This window comes from Thermus sp. (genome assembly GCF_040290245.1).
Taxonomy (GTDB): domain Bacteria; phylum Deinococcota; class Deinococci; order Deinococcales; family Thermaceae; genus Thermus_A.
Genome location: NZ_PSMQ01000014.1, coordinates 22753 through 36649, shown reverse-complemented (window position 1 = coordinate 36649; position 13897 = coordinate 22753). Strand labels below are relative to the sequence as shown.

The following is a 13897-nucleotide window of genomic DNA, read 5'->3' as shown; positions in this document are numbered from 1 at the left end:
TGGGGGAGGGGGCAGGGCTTGTGGGGGAGGCGGCTTTTTTCCCCTTTGAGGGGGGGCTGAGGGCCCGGTTGGGGTTGAGCCTCGTCCCAGGCCTTGCGGTTCTGCCCCGGGTGGAGGAGCGGGGGCGGTTTCAGCTCCTCTCCAAGCTGGTGGCCGACAACCCGGATCTCATAGGGGTGGGGCTTGGGGAGAACAGCGCGGTTTTCCTCTACCCCAAGGAGGGGGAGGTCCAGGCGGGCCAGATCACCTTGGTGGACCCCACGGAGGCGGAGTACACCACCCGGGGGGTCCGGGGGCTCCGGGTAGACCTTTTGCGGGCTGGGGAACGCTTCTCCCTTCCCTGGGTACAATAACCCCATGCCCTCGGGGCGGGTGCATGAGGCCATCAATTTAACGGCCTTGGGCCTGATGGGGCTGGCTTATCTGGCGGGTAGCCCCAAGGAGGCCTTGGGCGAGCCTAGGGTTTTGGCCTTTACCGTGAGCTATCTGGTGGGCACCTTCCTCGTCACCCCGGATCTGGATCTGGCGGAGGTCCGGGTGCGGGCCAAGGGAAGGTGGGGGGTTCTGGGGGTTTTGTGGTGGCCCTACGGGGTCCTTTTCCGGCACCGGGGGCTTTCCCACACCTGGATTCTGGGCCCCTTGACCCGGCTTGGTTATCTGGCTTTGGTCGCGTATCTCCTCTGGGTCTTCCTCGAGGGGGTTTACGCCTACCTCGAGGGGGGTGGGGCCCTCTCGCTCCACCTGCGCATCCCCAGCCTGCCCAAGGAGGTCCTGCTTTCTACCCTCCTCGGCTACTACCTTTCCCAGTGGCTCCACCTGATCGCAGATGGGGTTTTGCCTGACCGAGACTTCCGAAGAAGGCCACGGTGAGGCCGCTCACATAGCGTATAGGGGTATGCCCTAATATGAGGTCATGCGCCCCCTTTTTCTTCTGGCCCTTCTGGGCCTGGCTTTGGCCGTTGCCCCCGGCGAGGCCTTACCGGACTTCCAGCTTTTGGACCCCAAGGGCAGCCTCGTCATCCCCAAGACCATGCCCAAACCCGCGGTGATCGTGTTCTGGGCCAGCTGGTGTACGGTCTGCAAGGCGGAGTTCCCTTCCCTGCATGAGCTGGCGGGGAAGGCCAAGGTGCCCTTCTTCGTGATCAGCCGGGAACCCAAGGACACCAAGGAGGTGGTCCTGAACTACATGAAGGCCTACCCCCGGTTCATCCCTCTTCTGGCCTCGAGCACCGACACCCCGGCCAGGGTGGCGGAGCGGTTTAAGATCCTTGGCCAGCCTTGGACCCTTGTAGTGGACAAGGAGGGCAAGGTGGTGGCCCTCTTCGCAGGCCGGGCGGGGAAGGAGGCGCTTTTAGATGCCCTCCTCCTCGCGGGGGCGGAGGTGGAGTAGCCGGGCCAGCCGCTCCTTGGGAGTGGGGGTGATCTCGAGGAGGTAATCCGCCTCCAGGGCTTCTGGATCGCCCCACTCCACCAGGATGAGCCGGGCCTCGCCCCGGTAGGCCCTAAGCTGGAGGTGCAAAAGCGAGGGGTCCTTTAAGCGATAGGCGTCTGCGTGGACCAAAACCCCCTCAGGGGTAGGGTACTCGTGGACGAGGGTGTACGTGGGGCTGGTGGCCCGGCCGGAAAAGCCCAGGGCCCGGGCCAGGTGTTGCACCAGGGTGGTCTTGCCCGCCCCTAGTGGCCCCTGTAAGACCACCAGGCTGCCTTGCGGCAGGGTCTGGGCCAGGTGGCGGGCCAGGGCCTCGGTGTCCTTGAGGTCCTTCAGCCTCCACATAAGGGAAAAAGGCCCGTTTGGGCCTTCCTTGGTGCCGGGAGCGGGACTCGAACCCGCACGCCCTTGCGGGCACCACCCCCTCAAGATGGCGTGTCTCCCAATTCCACCATCCCGGCGCGCCCCAAGCGCAAGGTCTAGTTTAGCAAAACCCCTCCCCTTGTCAAGGCCAGGTCCTGCCGATTTGAACCCCTTCATGACGGCTTAGGCGAGGACCATGTCGGCGTTGGGGTCTTTGCCCGATCTCGAGGTCCGAAGCCCATCGGGACAAATGTCCCTTCCCTTCTTTGGTAGTGTATCCATGAGCGAAATAGCGTTGGGGGTAAAAGGGTTCGGTTCCTTATCCACCCCGCAGCGTATCTGATGGAAGCCAGGCCCTAGGACCCTTTAACCTCTGGTGCCAAAGGAGGGAGGATGCGGAGAAACCGATGGGTGAAGCGGGCGTTTTGGGGGGGTGTAATGGGGGGATTCGTCCTGCTCCTGGTGGTTTTTTCTGGGGTGGGGGTGGGCGCCTTCGAGCAGCGGACCCGGCCCGTACCCCAGCCCGTCCCCTTTAGCCACGCCTTTCACGCCGGGGGGCTAGGCCTCTCCTGCCGCTACTGCCATGCGGCGGTGGAGCGGGCGGGGTATGCGGGGTTTCCTCCCACGGAGACCTGTATGACCTGCCACACCTATATCAAGCCCACCTCCTCCCTCCTCGCCCCCGTACGGGCGAGCTGGGAGAAGGGGGAGCCCCTCCGGTGGAACCGGGTGATCAACCTTCCGGACTTCGTCTACTTCAACCACTCGGCCCATGTGAACAAGGGGATAGGGTGTGCGGAATGCCACGGCCGGGTGGACCAGATGGCCGTGGTCTACCAGCCCCAGGCCTTCACCATGAAGTTCTGCCTGGACTGCCACCGCAACCCCACGGCCAGGCTCCGGCCCAAGGAGGAGGTCATGAACATGGCCTACACGCCCCCGGCAGACCAAAAGGAGCTGGGGAAGAGGCTCGCCGAGCTCTACCACGTGCGGAGTCCCGCGGCGCTTTCGGATTGCTCCACGTGCCACCGGTAGGAGGGGGTATGAAGCGAGGCTGGACAGATTCCCTTGAAGAGGCGCTTTTTTCGGAGGAGTTTCCCTTTGGCAAGGTCTCCCGGAGGGGGGTTCTGGCCATGGGCTTGGCGAGCCTGGCCGCCTGTACCCCGGTGGTGCAGCGAAAGGCGGTGCCTTACGTCCGCCAACCGGAGGAGGTGGCGGAGGGGGGGCGGCGGGAGTATGCCTCTGCGCTCTTCCATGCGGGCTTTGCCCAGCCCCTGAGGGTCAGGACCTACCAGGGGCGGCCGCTTGGGCTTTTGGAGCTTGTGGAGGACCACCCCTTGGACCCCTATGCCCTGGCGGCCCTTTACGCCCTTTACGATCCTAGGCGGAAGAAATCGGCAAACTGGGAGGGGCTTAGGCGGATCGCCTCCTATGCAAAAGCCCTCCTCGTCCTCCCCCGGAGCACGGATCCCCGCCTTAAGGCCCTTTTGGACAAGCTGCCTGTCCGGGCGGTCTTCTATGAGGCCTGGGGGTTCCAAGAGGTCTACCGGGGGATGGAGCGGCTTTTCGGGAGGCCCCTTTGGCCGGTCTACCGGGCGGGGGAGGCCAAGACCCTGCTCTTTTTGGATCTGGACCTCCAGGACCACCCTGCAGGGTACGCCTTGGCCCGGCAGGTGGCGGCCTCGAGGCCGGAAAACCGCGTGTATGCGGTGGAAAGCGGCTACACCCTCTTTGGGGCCTATGCGGACCACCGCCTGGCCCTCAAGCCCGCGGGCCTCGAGGCCTTCCTCTACGACCTGGCCAAGGCCCTGGGGGTTTTGGAGGGAAGCCCCGGAGGGGACTACGGCGGCTTCCTTCCCGCCCTGGTGGAGGACCTTAAGGCGGGAGGCCTCCTTCTCCCGGGGGTCCACCTGGGCGCCCATCTCCAGGCCCTGGCCCAGGCGGTGAACCTGGCCCTGGGGGCGAAGGTGGCCTTCCTGCCCCCCTTGGAGGTGGAGCCCGCCACCCCGGAGGCGCTTAAAGAGGTGGAGGAGGCGGAAGCGGTGCTCTGGGCCGCGGAGGGTCCGCTGCCGGATTTGAAAAAGCCCTTTGCCGCCCGTCTGGGCCTTTATGGAGACTATCCTTTGGCCCACGCCCTCGAGGCGGGCGGCCTAGGGTACGATGCCTTCGGCCGCCTCTGGGCCTCCCAGGCCCTGGTGAAGCCCCTTTTCGGAGGCCGGGACCTCCTTGCGGTTTTGGCCGAGCTTTTCGGAGTGGAGGCCCCTTCCTTGCCCGAGGGGTCCAAGGAGGCCCTGAGGGAGGGCCGGCCCCTCGAGGAGGAAAAGCCTCTGGCTGTATCACCTAAACCCGGTTGGGCCAAGGATCTGCCCTTGCCTAAGGAGAGGGGGCTCGAGCTCGTGGTCCGGCCGGAGTTCGCCCTTTACGATGGGCGCTACCGGGAAAACCCCTTCCTGCAGGAGCTTCCTCGGCCCTTAAGCAAGTTGGTCTGGGATGGGGCGCTCCACCTCTCCCCCAAGGAGGTGGAAAAACTGGGCCTTCTGGAGGAGCTAAGGGCGCGGGAGGGCCAGGGGGACCCCAGGCGGCCCCTGGTGCGGGTCAGGGCGGGCGGACGGGAGGGAACGCTTCCCCTCTGGGTCTTGCCGGGCCTGGCCGAGGGGGTTGCGGTGGCTCCCCTTTCCCACTTCGCCTTCCCCGCTTACCTGGCCGAGGCCGAGATCGCCCTCTTGGGCCGGGACTACCCCCTGGTCTCCACCCAGTACCACGGGGCCCTGGGTACGGAGGAAGCGGTCCACGTCTACCCCAGGGACCAGCTCCCCCCTCCTAAGGAGGAAAAACGCACCTCCCTTTACCCTGACTGGCCCCAGGGAGAGCATGCCTGGGCCTTGGTGGTGGACCTCACCCGCTGTCTTGGGTGCGGCCTTTGCACCCTGGCCTGCCAGGTGGAGAACAACACCCCCGCAGTAGGGAAGGAGGAGGTGGCCAAGGGCCGGGAGATGCACTGGATGCGCATCGACCGCTACTTTGAGGGGGAGAAGGCCTTCTTCCAGCCCGTGATGTGCCAACACTGCGAGAAGGCACCCTGCGAGGCGGTCTGCCCAGTGGCGGCCACAGAGCACTCCACCGAGGGGCTGAACCTGATGGTCTACAACCGGTGCGTGGGGACCAAGTACTGCTCCGCCAACTGCCCGTACAAGGCCCGGCGGTTTAACTTCTTCTCCTACGCCGAGGCCTTCATCGGCCAAGGGAACCCCAGGAGGGCCAAGGAAAGCCCTCTCGCCCTCCTCATGAACCCCGAGGTCACGGTGCGAAGCCGGGGCGTGATGGAGAAGTGCACCTACTGCGTCCAACGGATTGAGCTGGCCCGGGCCCAGGCGGCCAGGGAGAACCGTCCCATCCGGACAGGAGAGGTCAGGACCGCCTGCCAGGAGGCCTGCCCCACGAGGGCCATCCACTTTGGAGACCTTCTGGATCCCAACGACCCCATCCAGGCCCTAAGGGCCAAGCCCCACCACTATGCCCTTCTGGAAGAGGTCAACACCTGGCCCCGGACCACCTACCTGGCCCGGCTGGAAAACCCCAATCCCCGTTTGAAGAAGGAGGAGGTCCATGGATAAGGACCTGATCAAGGGCGAGTTCACGGAAAAGGGCTTGATCGAGGAGCTCCTTAAACCTGTGGAAAAACCCCCGCCCGGGCCCTGGTGGGTGGTATTGGCCGTGGGGGCGGCTTTAACCTTGGCTTGGCTTTACGCCATCTTCGTCACCTTTGTCCGGGGGCTTGGCACCTGGGGGATTAACCAGCCCGTGGCCTGGGGGTACGACATCGTCCACTTCGTCTGGTGGATCGGGATCGGCCACGCGGGGACCCTGATCTCGGCCATTCTGGTCCTCATGCGCCAGAACTGGCGGGACTCCCTAAACCGCCTTACGGAGGCCATGACCCTGTTTGCCGTGCTTTGCGCCGCCACCTACCCCTTTATCCATATGGGCCGGCCCCAGAACTTCTACTGGGTTTTCCCGTATCCCAACACCCTGGCCCTATGGCCCCAGTACAAAAGCCCCCTTTCCTGGGACGTGCTGGCCATCCTGACCTACCTCACCATCTCCACCCTTTTCCTCTACCTGGGCCTCATCCCCGACCTGGCCCTCCTGAGGGAGAGGAGCACGGGCTGGCGGAAGCGGCTTTATGGCTGGCTCTCCCTGGGCTGGACGGGGAACGCCCGGCACTGGGCCCTTTACCGGGCGGTCTACGTGCTCTTGGCCGGGCTGGCCACCCCCGTGGTCATCTCCGTCCACTCGGTGGTGAGCATGGACTTCGCCTATGGGGTGGTGCCGGGCTGGCACCTCACCGTCTTTCCCCCCTTCTTCGCCGCGGGGGCCATCTACTCGGGGTTTGCCATGGCCCTGACCCTGATCATCCCTCTGAGGAAGTGGTACCGTCTGGAGAGCGTCATCACCGAGCGCCACCTGGACTGGATGGCCAAGGTGACCCTGGCCTCGGGGCTGGGGGTGGCGTACATCTACCTCCTCGAGATCTTCATCGCCTGGTACTCGGGGGAGCCTGCGGAGTGGGCCCAGCAGCTTTGGCGGATGACCGGACCCTATGCCCCCTACTACTGGGCCATGATGCTCATCAACGTGGTCCTCCTCCAGACCCTCTGGTTCCCCCGGTTCCGCCACAACCTCACCTGGTTGTTCATCTTTTCCATTTTGGCCAACGTGGGGATGTGGCTCGAGCGGTTCGTCATCGTGGTCATCAGCCTTTCCCACGACTACCTGCCCGGGAATTTCGGCCTTTACCACCCCACCTGGGTGGACTGGACCCTTTACCTGGGAACGATCGGCTTCTTCCTCTTCGGTTTAGCGGTTTTCATCCGACTCTTCCCCCCGATCGCGGTGGCCGAGATGGTCCACCTCTTTCACAAGCTCAAGGGGCACTAGGGAGGTGAGGCATGCTCTACGGGTATATGGCCTATTTTCCCGAGCCCAAGGCGTTTCTGGCCGCGGCCCATCGGCTCAAAGGGGAGGGCTTCCGCTTTGAGGCCTACGCCCCAAACCCCGTGGAGGGACTTAAGGAGGCGGTGGGCGGTAAGGAGCCCGTGCCCTGGGTGGCGTTCTGCCTAGGGGTCTTGGGGCTGGGCCTGGCCCTGTTTCTCCAGGTCTATGCCTCCGTTGACTACCCCCATAACGCCAGTGGAAAACCGGTCCTGGGCTGGCCCGCCTTCATCCCCGTGGCCTTTGAGCTCACCATTTTGACCATCACCGTGGGCATCTTCCTCTACCTCCTGTACACCACGAACCTCCCGCTTTCCTGGCATCCGGTGAAGCACGCCCCGAACTACCTGGAGGTCCTTTTGGACCGGTACGGCCTGTTCATTCCCGTGACCGAGCCCCGCCTCGAGGAGGCGGTCTCCCTTTTAAAGGCCCTGGGGGCGGAGGTGGAGGAGGTGCGGCGTGCGTAGCCTCTGGCCACTTCTCTTCCTTTTGGCCGGGTGCGGCTGGATGTGGGACCAGCCCAAGGTGAAGGCCTTCCGGGAAAGCCCCCTTCCCGTGGAGCCCGCCGGGGAGCGGGTGGCCCTGGGGGAGGCCGTGGGCCCGGCCCGGACGGGGCTTAAGGAAGGGGGTGGGTTTGCCGACCTGCCCTTCGTGCTCACAAAGGGCGAACTCCTGCGCGGGAAGGTCCTTTACCAAAGCTACTGCGCCATCTGCCACGGGGAAAGGGGCCTGGGGGATGGGCGGGTGATCCCCCTGGGCATGCCCAAGCCCCGCTCCTTCCAGGACCCGGCCGTGGCTCAGATGCCCGCGGGGTACTTCTACTTTGCGGCCACGAACGGCTTTGGCCGGATGCTCTCCTACGCCTCCCGCATCCCCTGGCGGGAGCGGTGGCTGGTGGCCGCGTACATCAAGGCCTGCATCCAGGGGACGTGTCCTGAGGAGGTGGCCCGTGCAAAGGTCTATTGAGCGCGCCCGGTCCTTTTGGATCCTGGCTCCAGCCCTTCTCCTTCTAGCCCTTGTCTTTGGGTTGAAGGCCTTCTTCCTCGTCTGGGGCTTTTTCACCCTGATGGGCCTGGGGGCCCTTCTGGTCCTGCTCCTTCACAACGCGGTCACGAGCTTCTGGGGGAGGCCCCTCGAGCCCTACCTCTACCCCCTGGCCCGGCTTCTGCCCTGGCTTGGGGTGCTGGGCCTGGTCCTTTTCCTGGACCTTCCCACCCTTTACCCTTGGGCCCGCGGAGGAGAGGATGCCCTCCTGGCCCACCGGGCATCCTATCTGAACGCCCCCTTCTTCCTCCTTCGCTATGCGCTTTTCTTCGTTCTTTTTACCTTGGTCCTCCAGCGGCTAAAGCCGGGCGAGACCCGGGCCACGGTGGGGGCGGCGGGGCTTCCCCTGACCTTCGCCGCGGGGACCTTTTTGGTCTTTGACCTCTTCATGGCCCTCGAGGCCCATTTCTACTCCGCCTCCTTCGGCGCGCTGATGCTCCTTTCCGCCGCGGTGGCCGCCTTGGCCTACGGGGCTTTTAGGGCCTCGAGGGCCCCCACGCCGGAGCTCAAGGCCCAGCTCACCAGCCTGACCAACCTCCTCCTCGCCCTCAGCATCATCTGGATCTACGTGGAGGCCACCACCTTGATCATCATCTGGGGGGCGGACCTCCCCCACGAGGCCCAGTTCTATCTGAAAAGGACCATCTACCCTTGGGACCTAATGGCCTTCGGCGTAGCGGTGGGCGGATTTTTGTTGCCCTTCCTGGCCCTCCTCACCAACCTCCCCAAACGGGATCCGCGGTGGCTTGGGGGGATTGCCCTTTGGGTGCTGGCCTTCCGCTTTTTGCACTACCTCTGGTACGTCCTGCCGCCCTTGGCCTAGGGGAGGCCGGAACAAACCCCCCTCGGGGCCTTCCGAGGGGGGTTGCCCGCCGCCTCAGGCCTCGGCCCTCTTCCCGTAAAAGACCCGAAGCAGGGTGTAGCTCAGGAGGTGGGTCAAAAGCGGGCCGCCCAGGACCAGCGTCCAAAGGACCGCGTTGTTTCCGAGGAGGGAGCCCTGCTGCTGGAAGTCGATCTTGTACCCAGCAAGGCTTGCCATCAAGAAGAAGACCAAAAGAGCCAGGATGAGGCTGGTGCGCACGGGGTGCTCTGAGGGGAGCTCCATGTAGCGCATCTTGTCCTTGCGCGCGTCCAAAAAGGGCAGGAGGAGGCCGATGAGGCCCAGAATCCCGGGGACGATGACCCCCCCGATAAACTCAGGGCCGATGGTGGCTCCAAAGAGCCGGAACTCCCAGCTCGAGGGGATGATCTGGAGGATCCCGTAGATCCAGAGGAAGTACCAGTCGGGCTTGACCGCGGGGGTGTTGGGGGTGGGGGGTCCAAAGGCCTCCACCGGGTGGGCGAGGAAGGCGCCGGCGATAAAGCTCATCACCCCCACGTAAAGGGCAAAGAGGATGCCCATCATCACCGTCTGCTGGGGGTACATGGGGACACCCAGGATCTTCCCCGGGGCCACCTTTTGGGCGTAGCGGGGCTGGGTGTGCTTCTGCTTCAGCATGATCACCAGGTGCAGGCCGATGAGGGCCAGCAGGGTGAGGGGAAGCCAGAGGACGTGGAGGCTATAAAGCCTCGGGATGGACCTCTCTGAGCCCGGGAACTCCCCGCCAAAGAAGATCTGGGCCAGGGCGTTTCCCACCCAGGGGATGGAGTTGGCGATGCCGTACCCAATCCGTGTGGCGGTGACCGCGTAGTTGTCGTACGGCAGGGCGTAGCCCGTAAAGGCGGTCACGACGGAAAGGCCCAGAAGGCCAAGCCCCACCAGGTAGTTGAGCTCCCGGGGCTTTTTGTACGCCCCGGAAAGGAGGATGCGGAGCATGTGCAAAAAGGCCGCGGCGATCATCACGTGAGCCGACCAGTGGTGGAGGCTCCGGATGATCGCGCCGAAGGGAAGGCTATCTATGTAAAGGATGCTCCCATAGGCTGCGGGCACGGTGCGCCCGTCGGGAAGCTTGACTTCCCGGATGGAGGGCTCGTAGTTCAGGGTGAGGAAGATCCCGGTGAGGATCAGGACGAGGAAGGCGAAGAGGGTGATCTCCCCCAGAAAGAAGGAGTGGTGCACCGGGAAAGCCTTTCGGAAGACCTTCTTGTAAAGGCCCTGCAGGTCCAGGCGTTCGTCCAGCCACTTGTACATGCCTTCCTCCTACACCAGACGGCAGGCGGCTTCCCTGGCCGCCTGCACCCCCACGGGCCCCAGGAACTCCCCGGCCGCCACCAAGGCCCCGTTTTCCAGCTTGAGGGGAAGCTGGGGGATGGGCCTTGGGGGAGGGCCGGCGATGACCCTGGCCCCGTGGGCGAGGTCGTACGTGCCCCCGTGGCAAGGGCAGAGGGCCGCACCCTTGGCCGCCAACCACTGGCTGATGATGCAGCCCAGGTGGGTGCAGACGGCGGAGTAGGCCACGATCCCCTCCACCGCATGCTGGGCCACCTCGGGGTCAAGGGTCTCGGGGGCGTAACGGGCGAGGAGGATGGTGTTCTTGGCCTCCCCGCTCTTGACCACCTTGGTCTTGGGGTCCATGGGGTAGGCGAGGACCATGGGGTCCCCCACTTTAAGGGCCTCCGGCTTGATGGGGATGCCCTGTTCCCCGCCTTGGGCAAAGACCAGGATATCCCCCGGTTTTAAGGGTTCCTTCTCCGGGGTGACCTCCTTTTTGGGCCTTAAGCTCGCCCCCACGTAGAAGGCGGAGACCAAGGAGAGGCCGATCCCCGTGCCCACCGCGGCCTTAAGGAAAAGGCGGCGGCGGGAGGTTTTGAGTCGAATCTCACGCTCATCCATGCTTCACCTCTACCAGGGGAACTCGCTCCTTTCCTCTTCCGTGACCGCCTCCTCCCGGCCGTAGAACTTTTTGTAAATCCCGAGGAGGACGGCCACCACCAGGCTCATTCCCCCGAACAAGGCCCCTTGGAGCGAGGTGGGGTTGTGGCCGGTCTGGGCCGAGTAGATGAGGAGCCGGACGAAGAACCCGGCCATGGCGGTGAGGAGGAGGACCAGGACCACCCCTGCCACCATGGGGGCGGTGGAGGGTTCGGGGAAGTGCCGCCCTGGACGGAGCTCGAGGCCCTCCAACCAGTAGGAGACCAGACCGATGAGGCCGTAGAGGAGGAGGACGGCCCCAAAGGCCATGAGGCCGATCTGGCCTACGGAGAGCTCCTGAGGGGTGTGGCCCAGAAGCTTTGCGATCAGCCGCCCGTCCAGATAGGCGGCGTAGAAGAGGCCCAGGGCCAGGATGAGGCCAAAGGTGGGGAGGACGGGATCGTTCCGGTACATGCCGCCTCCTTTACTCTACCGGCCCGAAGTTGTTGCCCCAGCTGTTGCGGATATAGGTGGCCACCGCCTTCATCTCCTCTGGGGAGAGTTGGCTGAAGCTGGGCATCTGGCCGTTATAGGTCTGGCCGTTCACGGTGAGGGGCCCCTGGAGGCCGTTTTTTAACACGTTCAGGATGTGGTTCGCGTCCTTCAGGTGGGGGTTGCCCGCCAGGGGGGGGAAGGCTCCGGGCAGGCCCTGGCCGTTCGCCTGGTGGCAGGCGGCGCAGTTCTGCTGGAAGATCTGCTCGCCCTTTTTGAGGAGGGCCTCGTCCACCCCTTTGGCAGGGGCCGCGGCCTCCCGCTTGCCTTCCTGGGCGGGGGGTGGGGCCACCTCGGTGATGATCTTTTGCGTGGCCGGGGAGAGGGCGAAGTAACCCCAGATACCCCCCAGGATCACCACCAGGGCCACGGCATAGGCCCAGCCGGAGATCCGCACGGGCTCTATGGGCAGTTCGGGTTCGCCCACGGCCAGGCGGAGCTCGAGGGTGCCGGAGACCTCCCCTTTTTCGTCCAGGCCCAGGACCAGAACATCGGGGTAGTTGTTGACGGTAAAGGGGATCTCCTTGATCTCGAGGCCGCCGCCCCGGTAGTAGGTCTGGACCCTTAGGACATGCTCCCCGTCGGGGAGCTTACGGGTGTCCAGCTTAAGGGTGTAGGGCGGTTCTCTTAAGACGGCGACGGGGTTTTCACCCCCATCCAGGTACACCTCAATCCGGTCTACGACCATGCCTCCTCCTCATCTCTACTTGTGAAAGGGGGTACAAGCCCCCACCCACCACTATACCCTAGGGACCAAGGACAAGTGTCCCTAAACGGCGGAGGCTGGTGCGGAGGCCCTCGAGGCCTCCGGTCACCTCGAGGGCGGCGGTGCCTTTAAACCCCGAGAAAAGGGGCCTCAGGGCTTCCCAAGGTACCTTTCCCGCCCCTATGGGCAGGTGGTCGTCCCTTGTGCCGTGGTTGTCGTGAAGGTGGAGGTGGATCAGGCGCCCTTTTAGGGCCTGGTAGAGGAGGGGACCCTGGGGGCCCAGCTCCACCAGGGCGTGGCCCACGTCCAGGCAGAAGCCGTACTCTGGGAAGGCCTGCAGGACTCCTGCCAGGCCTTCCACCCCCTGGACCAGGTCGTGGGGGGAAAGGGCCAGGTTTTCCAAGGCCACGGGGAAGGGGAGGGGCAAAAGGGCCGAGAGGGTCTTTTCCAGGGCCTCCCGCGCGGCCTGGAGGGCCATGGGGTGGCGGAGGGGGACCTGGCCGGTGTGGAGCACCCCCACCTCCGCCTCGAGCTTCGCGCCGAAGTCCAAAGCCCTTAGAAGGCGCTCCGTCGAAAGCCTCTGCACGGAGGGGATAAGGCTTGCGGGGTTGAGGTCGACAAAGGGCAGGTGCAGGGTGAAGCCCACCCCATAGGCCCGGCCCATCGCTTTAAGCTCCTCGGCCGAGGGAAGGGCGGGAAGGGCCTCGTGCAGGTCGTAGGCCACCTCGAGGAAAAGCCCGTGCTCCGAGGCCAGGCGGAAGGCCTCGGAATAGGGGAGCTCGGCGTTGAAGGGGCTGAACCCGAGCCTCATCTCCCCTCGGCCCTCCTTTGCGCTTCTTCTAAGGCCTTCTGCGCCGGCACACCCCCTTTAAGGGCCTTTTCCAAGGCCTCGGCCAGGTACTTGGCCCAGGTGGAGAACTGGGGTTCTTTGGGCCTGGGCTGGGCCACGGCGATCTCCTCAAAGGCCACCTTCCGGTAAGGGTTCTCCCGATAAAACCCCTCCAGGAGCGGGATGGCGCTTTTCCTCACGGGGACGTAGTAGCTGGCCTGGACCCAGCGGGCGACGTTTTCCGGCTCCATCAGGTAGCGCCAGAAGGCCAGGGCCCCCTGGGTTTCCTCGGGGGAGGCCCCCTTCAAGACCACCAGCTGGGCCCCGCCCAGGGGGACCTTGCCCCCCGGCTCCTTTGGGACCGGGGCCACCCCGAGCCTGAAGGCGAAGGAGAACTGCTCCGCCGCGGGCCAGTTGGCGATGGAGGCCATGACCATCATGCCCTTGGTGCGCACGAAGTCCAGCTGGGCGTAGGTGGACTCGGCCATGTTGCGTGCGGAAAGGGCCCCCTTCTGGCCCAGCTCCTGGAGGAGGGCCAGGGCTTCCAGGGCCTCCTTGGAGGTGAAGTTGGGCCGGCCATCCTTGGTGAGGCTCCCACCCCGGCTTGTCACCATGGCCTCGAAGAGCCAGGCCTGCGGGTCGGTGACGAAGATGAACCCCTTGGCCTGCCGGCTGGTGAGGGCCAGGGCCACCCGCCTGAACTCCTGCCAGGTTCGGGGTGGGGCTAGGCCCTTGCTCTTCAGGGCGTCCTCGTTGAAGAAGAGCACCGGGGTGGAGGTGTTGAAGGGAAGGCCGTACCGTTTTCCCTTGACCAGGCCGTAGGCCCAGGCGGGTTCGAAGAGATCGTCCAAGAAGGGCTTGGGAAGCTCCAGGTAGGGATCCAGGGCCAGAGCATTTCCTTCCGCGACCAGCCGGGGGAAGAAGGAGATCTCCGCCTGGAAGAGCACCGGGGGGCTTCCCGTGCGCAAAGCGGCCACCAGCTTGGCCTCCGCCTCCTCATAGGTCCCCATGTACCGGGGCGTGACCCGGTAGCGGGGCTCCTTGGCGTTAAACTCCTGGGCGAACTGGCCGATGAGCCGCCCCGCAGGGCCATCCATGCTGTGCCAGAACTCCAGGTTCAGCTGCGCCTGGGCGGGGAGAAGGCCCAGGAAACCCCCTAGGAGAAAGAGGAAGCCCTTTTTCATTGCCCCT

15 protein-coding genes, 1 tRNA gene and 1 pseudogene are annotated in these 13897 nt (G+C 64.8%); 9 read left to right on the top strand and 8 right to left on the bottom strand.

What is annotated here, in order from left to right:
* The 3 genes and pseudogenes from C4301_RS03590 to C4301_RS03580 all read left to right on the top strand — a co-directional run.
* Nucleotides 1-353: pseudogene (locus C4301_RS03590) on the top strand (cyanophycinase); the annotation flags it as partial.
* Between the two features lie 4 nt (nucleotides 354-357).
* Nucleotides 358-870, top strand: a complete 513-nt coding sequence (locus C4301_RS03585) for a metal-binding protein (RefSeq protein ID WP_352413737.1) — start codon at nucleotides 358-360, stop codon at nucleotides 868-870.
* A 43-nt stretch (nucleotides 871-913) separates the two neighbouring features.
* Nucleotides 914-1390, top strand: coding sequence for a TlpA family protein disulfide reductase (locus C4301_RS03580; RefSeq protein WP_352413736.1), 477 nt, complete (start codon nucleotides 914-916; stop codon nucleotides 1388-1390).
* Here C4301_RS03580 and tsaE read toward each other — a convergent pair.
* Together tsaE and C4301_RS03570 are read right to left on the bottom strand one after the other, a co-directional pair.
* Entirely contained in the window at nucleotides 1352-1774 is a 423-nt protein-coding gene (tsaE, locus tag C4301_RS03575) for a tRNA (adenosine(37)-N6)-threonylcarbamoyltransferase complex ATPase subunit type 1 TsaE (protein ID WP_352413735.1), read from the bottom strand. The genes C4301_RS03580 and tsaE overlap by 39 nt on opposite strands.
* A 29-nt stretch (nucleotides 1775-1803) precedes the next feature.
* Nucleotides 1804-1890 (bottom strand) — tRNA-Leu (locus tag C4301_RS03570).
* Between the two features lie 295 nt (nucleotides 1891-2185).
* Here C4301_RS03570 and C4301_RS03565 point away from each other — a divergent pair.
* The 6 genes from C4301_RS03565 to C4301_RS03540 are packed head-to-tail and all read left to right on the top strand — an operon-like array spanning nucleotide 2186 to nucleotide 8651.
* Nucleotides 2186-2827 (top strand): cytochrome c3 family protein, encoded by a 642-nt coding sequence (locus C4301_RS03565; protein WP_352413734.1) that lies wholly within the window; start codon nucleotides 2186-2188, stop codon nucleotides 2825-2827.
* A gap of 8 nt (nucleotides 2828-2835) precedes the next feature.
* Entirely contained in the window at nucleotides 2836-5406 is a 2571-nt protein-coding gene (locus tag C4301_RS03560) for a 4Fe-4S dicluster domain-containing protein (protein WP_352413733.1), read from the top strand.
* Nucleotides 5399-6730 (top strand): NrfD/PsrC family molybdoenzyme membrane anchor subunit, encoded by a 1332-nt coding sequence (gene nrfD / locus C4301_RS03555; RefSeq protein WP_352413732.1) that lies wholly within the window; start codon nucleotides 5399-5401, stop codon nucleotides 6728-6730. The genes C4301_RS03560 and nrfD overlap by 8 nt, the downstream gene beginning before the upstream one ends.
* Nucleotides 6731-6741: 11 nt before the next feature.
* The gene (locus C4301_RS03550; RefSeq protein WP_352413731.1) at nucleotides 6742-7251 is read left to right on the top strand and encodes a DUF3341 domain-containing protein; all 510 of its coding nucleotides are present in this window, start codon (nucleotides 6742-6744) and stop codon (nucleotides 7249-7251) included.
* Nucleotides 7244-7750, top strand: a complete 507-nt coding sequence (locus C4301_RS03545) for a c-type cytochrome (protein ID WP_352413730.1) — start codon at nucleotides 7244-7246, stop codon at nucleotides 7748-7750. Before C4301_RS03550 ends, C4301_RS03545 begins: the two co-directional genes overlap by 8 nt.
* Nucleotides 7734-8651, top strand: coding sequence for a hypothetical protein (locus tag C4301_RS03540; RefSeq protein ID WP_352413729.1), 918 nt, complete (start codon nucleotides 7734-7736; stop codon nucleotides 8649-8651). The genes C4301_RS03545 and C4301_RS03540 overlap by 17 nt, the downstream gene beginning before the upstream one ends.
* A 54-nt stretch (nucleotides 8652-8705) precedes the next feature.
* Here C4301_RS03540 and C4301_RS03535 read toward each other — a convergent pair whose 3' ends face one another.
* Genes C4301_RS03535 through C4301_RS03510 form a run of 6 tightly spaced genes read right to left on the bottom strand, consistent with a single transcriptional unit; the run spans nucleotide 8706 to nucleotide 13890 of the window.
* Nucleotides 8706-9959 carry a cytochrome b gene (locus tag C4301_RS03535; RefSeq protein WP_352413728.1) on the bottom strand — a complete coding sequence of 418 codons (1254 nt, stop codon included), beginning with the start codon at nucleotides 9957-9959 and terminating at the stop codon, nucleotides 8706-8708.
* Nucleotides 9960-9968: 9 nt separating this feature from the next.
* On the bottom strand, nucleotides 9969-10601 hold the full coding sequence (locus C4301_RS03530; RefSeq protein WP_352413727.1) for a QcrA and Rieske domain-containing protein: 633 nt from the start codon (nucleotides 10599-10601) through the stop codon (nucleotides 9969-9971).
* A 9-nt stretch (nucleotides 10602-10610) separates the two neighbouring features.
* Entirely contained in the window at nucleotides 10611-11093 is a 483-nt protein-coding gene (locus C4301_RS03525) for a cytochrome C (RefSeq protein ID WP_352413726.1), read from the bottom strand.
* Nucleotides 11094-11103: 10 nt separating this feature from the next.
* Nucleotides 11104-11859: a c-type cytochrome gene (locus C4301_RS03520; RefSeq protein ID WP_352413725.1), complete on the bottom strand. Its 756-nt coding sequence runs from the start codon at nucleotides 11857-11859 to the stop codon at nucleotides 11104-11106.
* Nucleotides 11860-11917: 58 nt separating this feature from the next.
* Entirely contained in the window at nucleotides 11918-12688 is a 771-nt protein-coding gene (locus C4301_RS03515; protein WP_352413724.1) for a sugar phosphate isomerase/epimerase family protein, read from the bottom strand.
* Nucleotides 12685-13890, bottom strand: coding sequence for an ABC transporter substrate-binding protein (locus C4301_RS03510; RefSeq protein WP_352413723.1), 1206 nt, complete (start codon nucleotides 13888-13890; stop codon nucleotides 12685-12687). The genes C4301_RS03515 and C4301_RS03510 overlap by 4 nt, the downstream gene beginning before the upstream one ends.
* Between the last annotated feature and the right edge of the window lie 7 nt (nucleotides 13891-13897).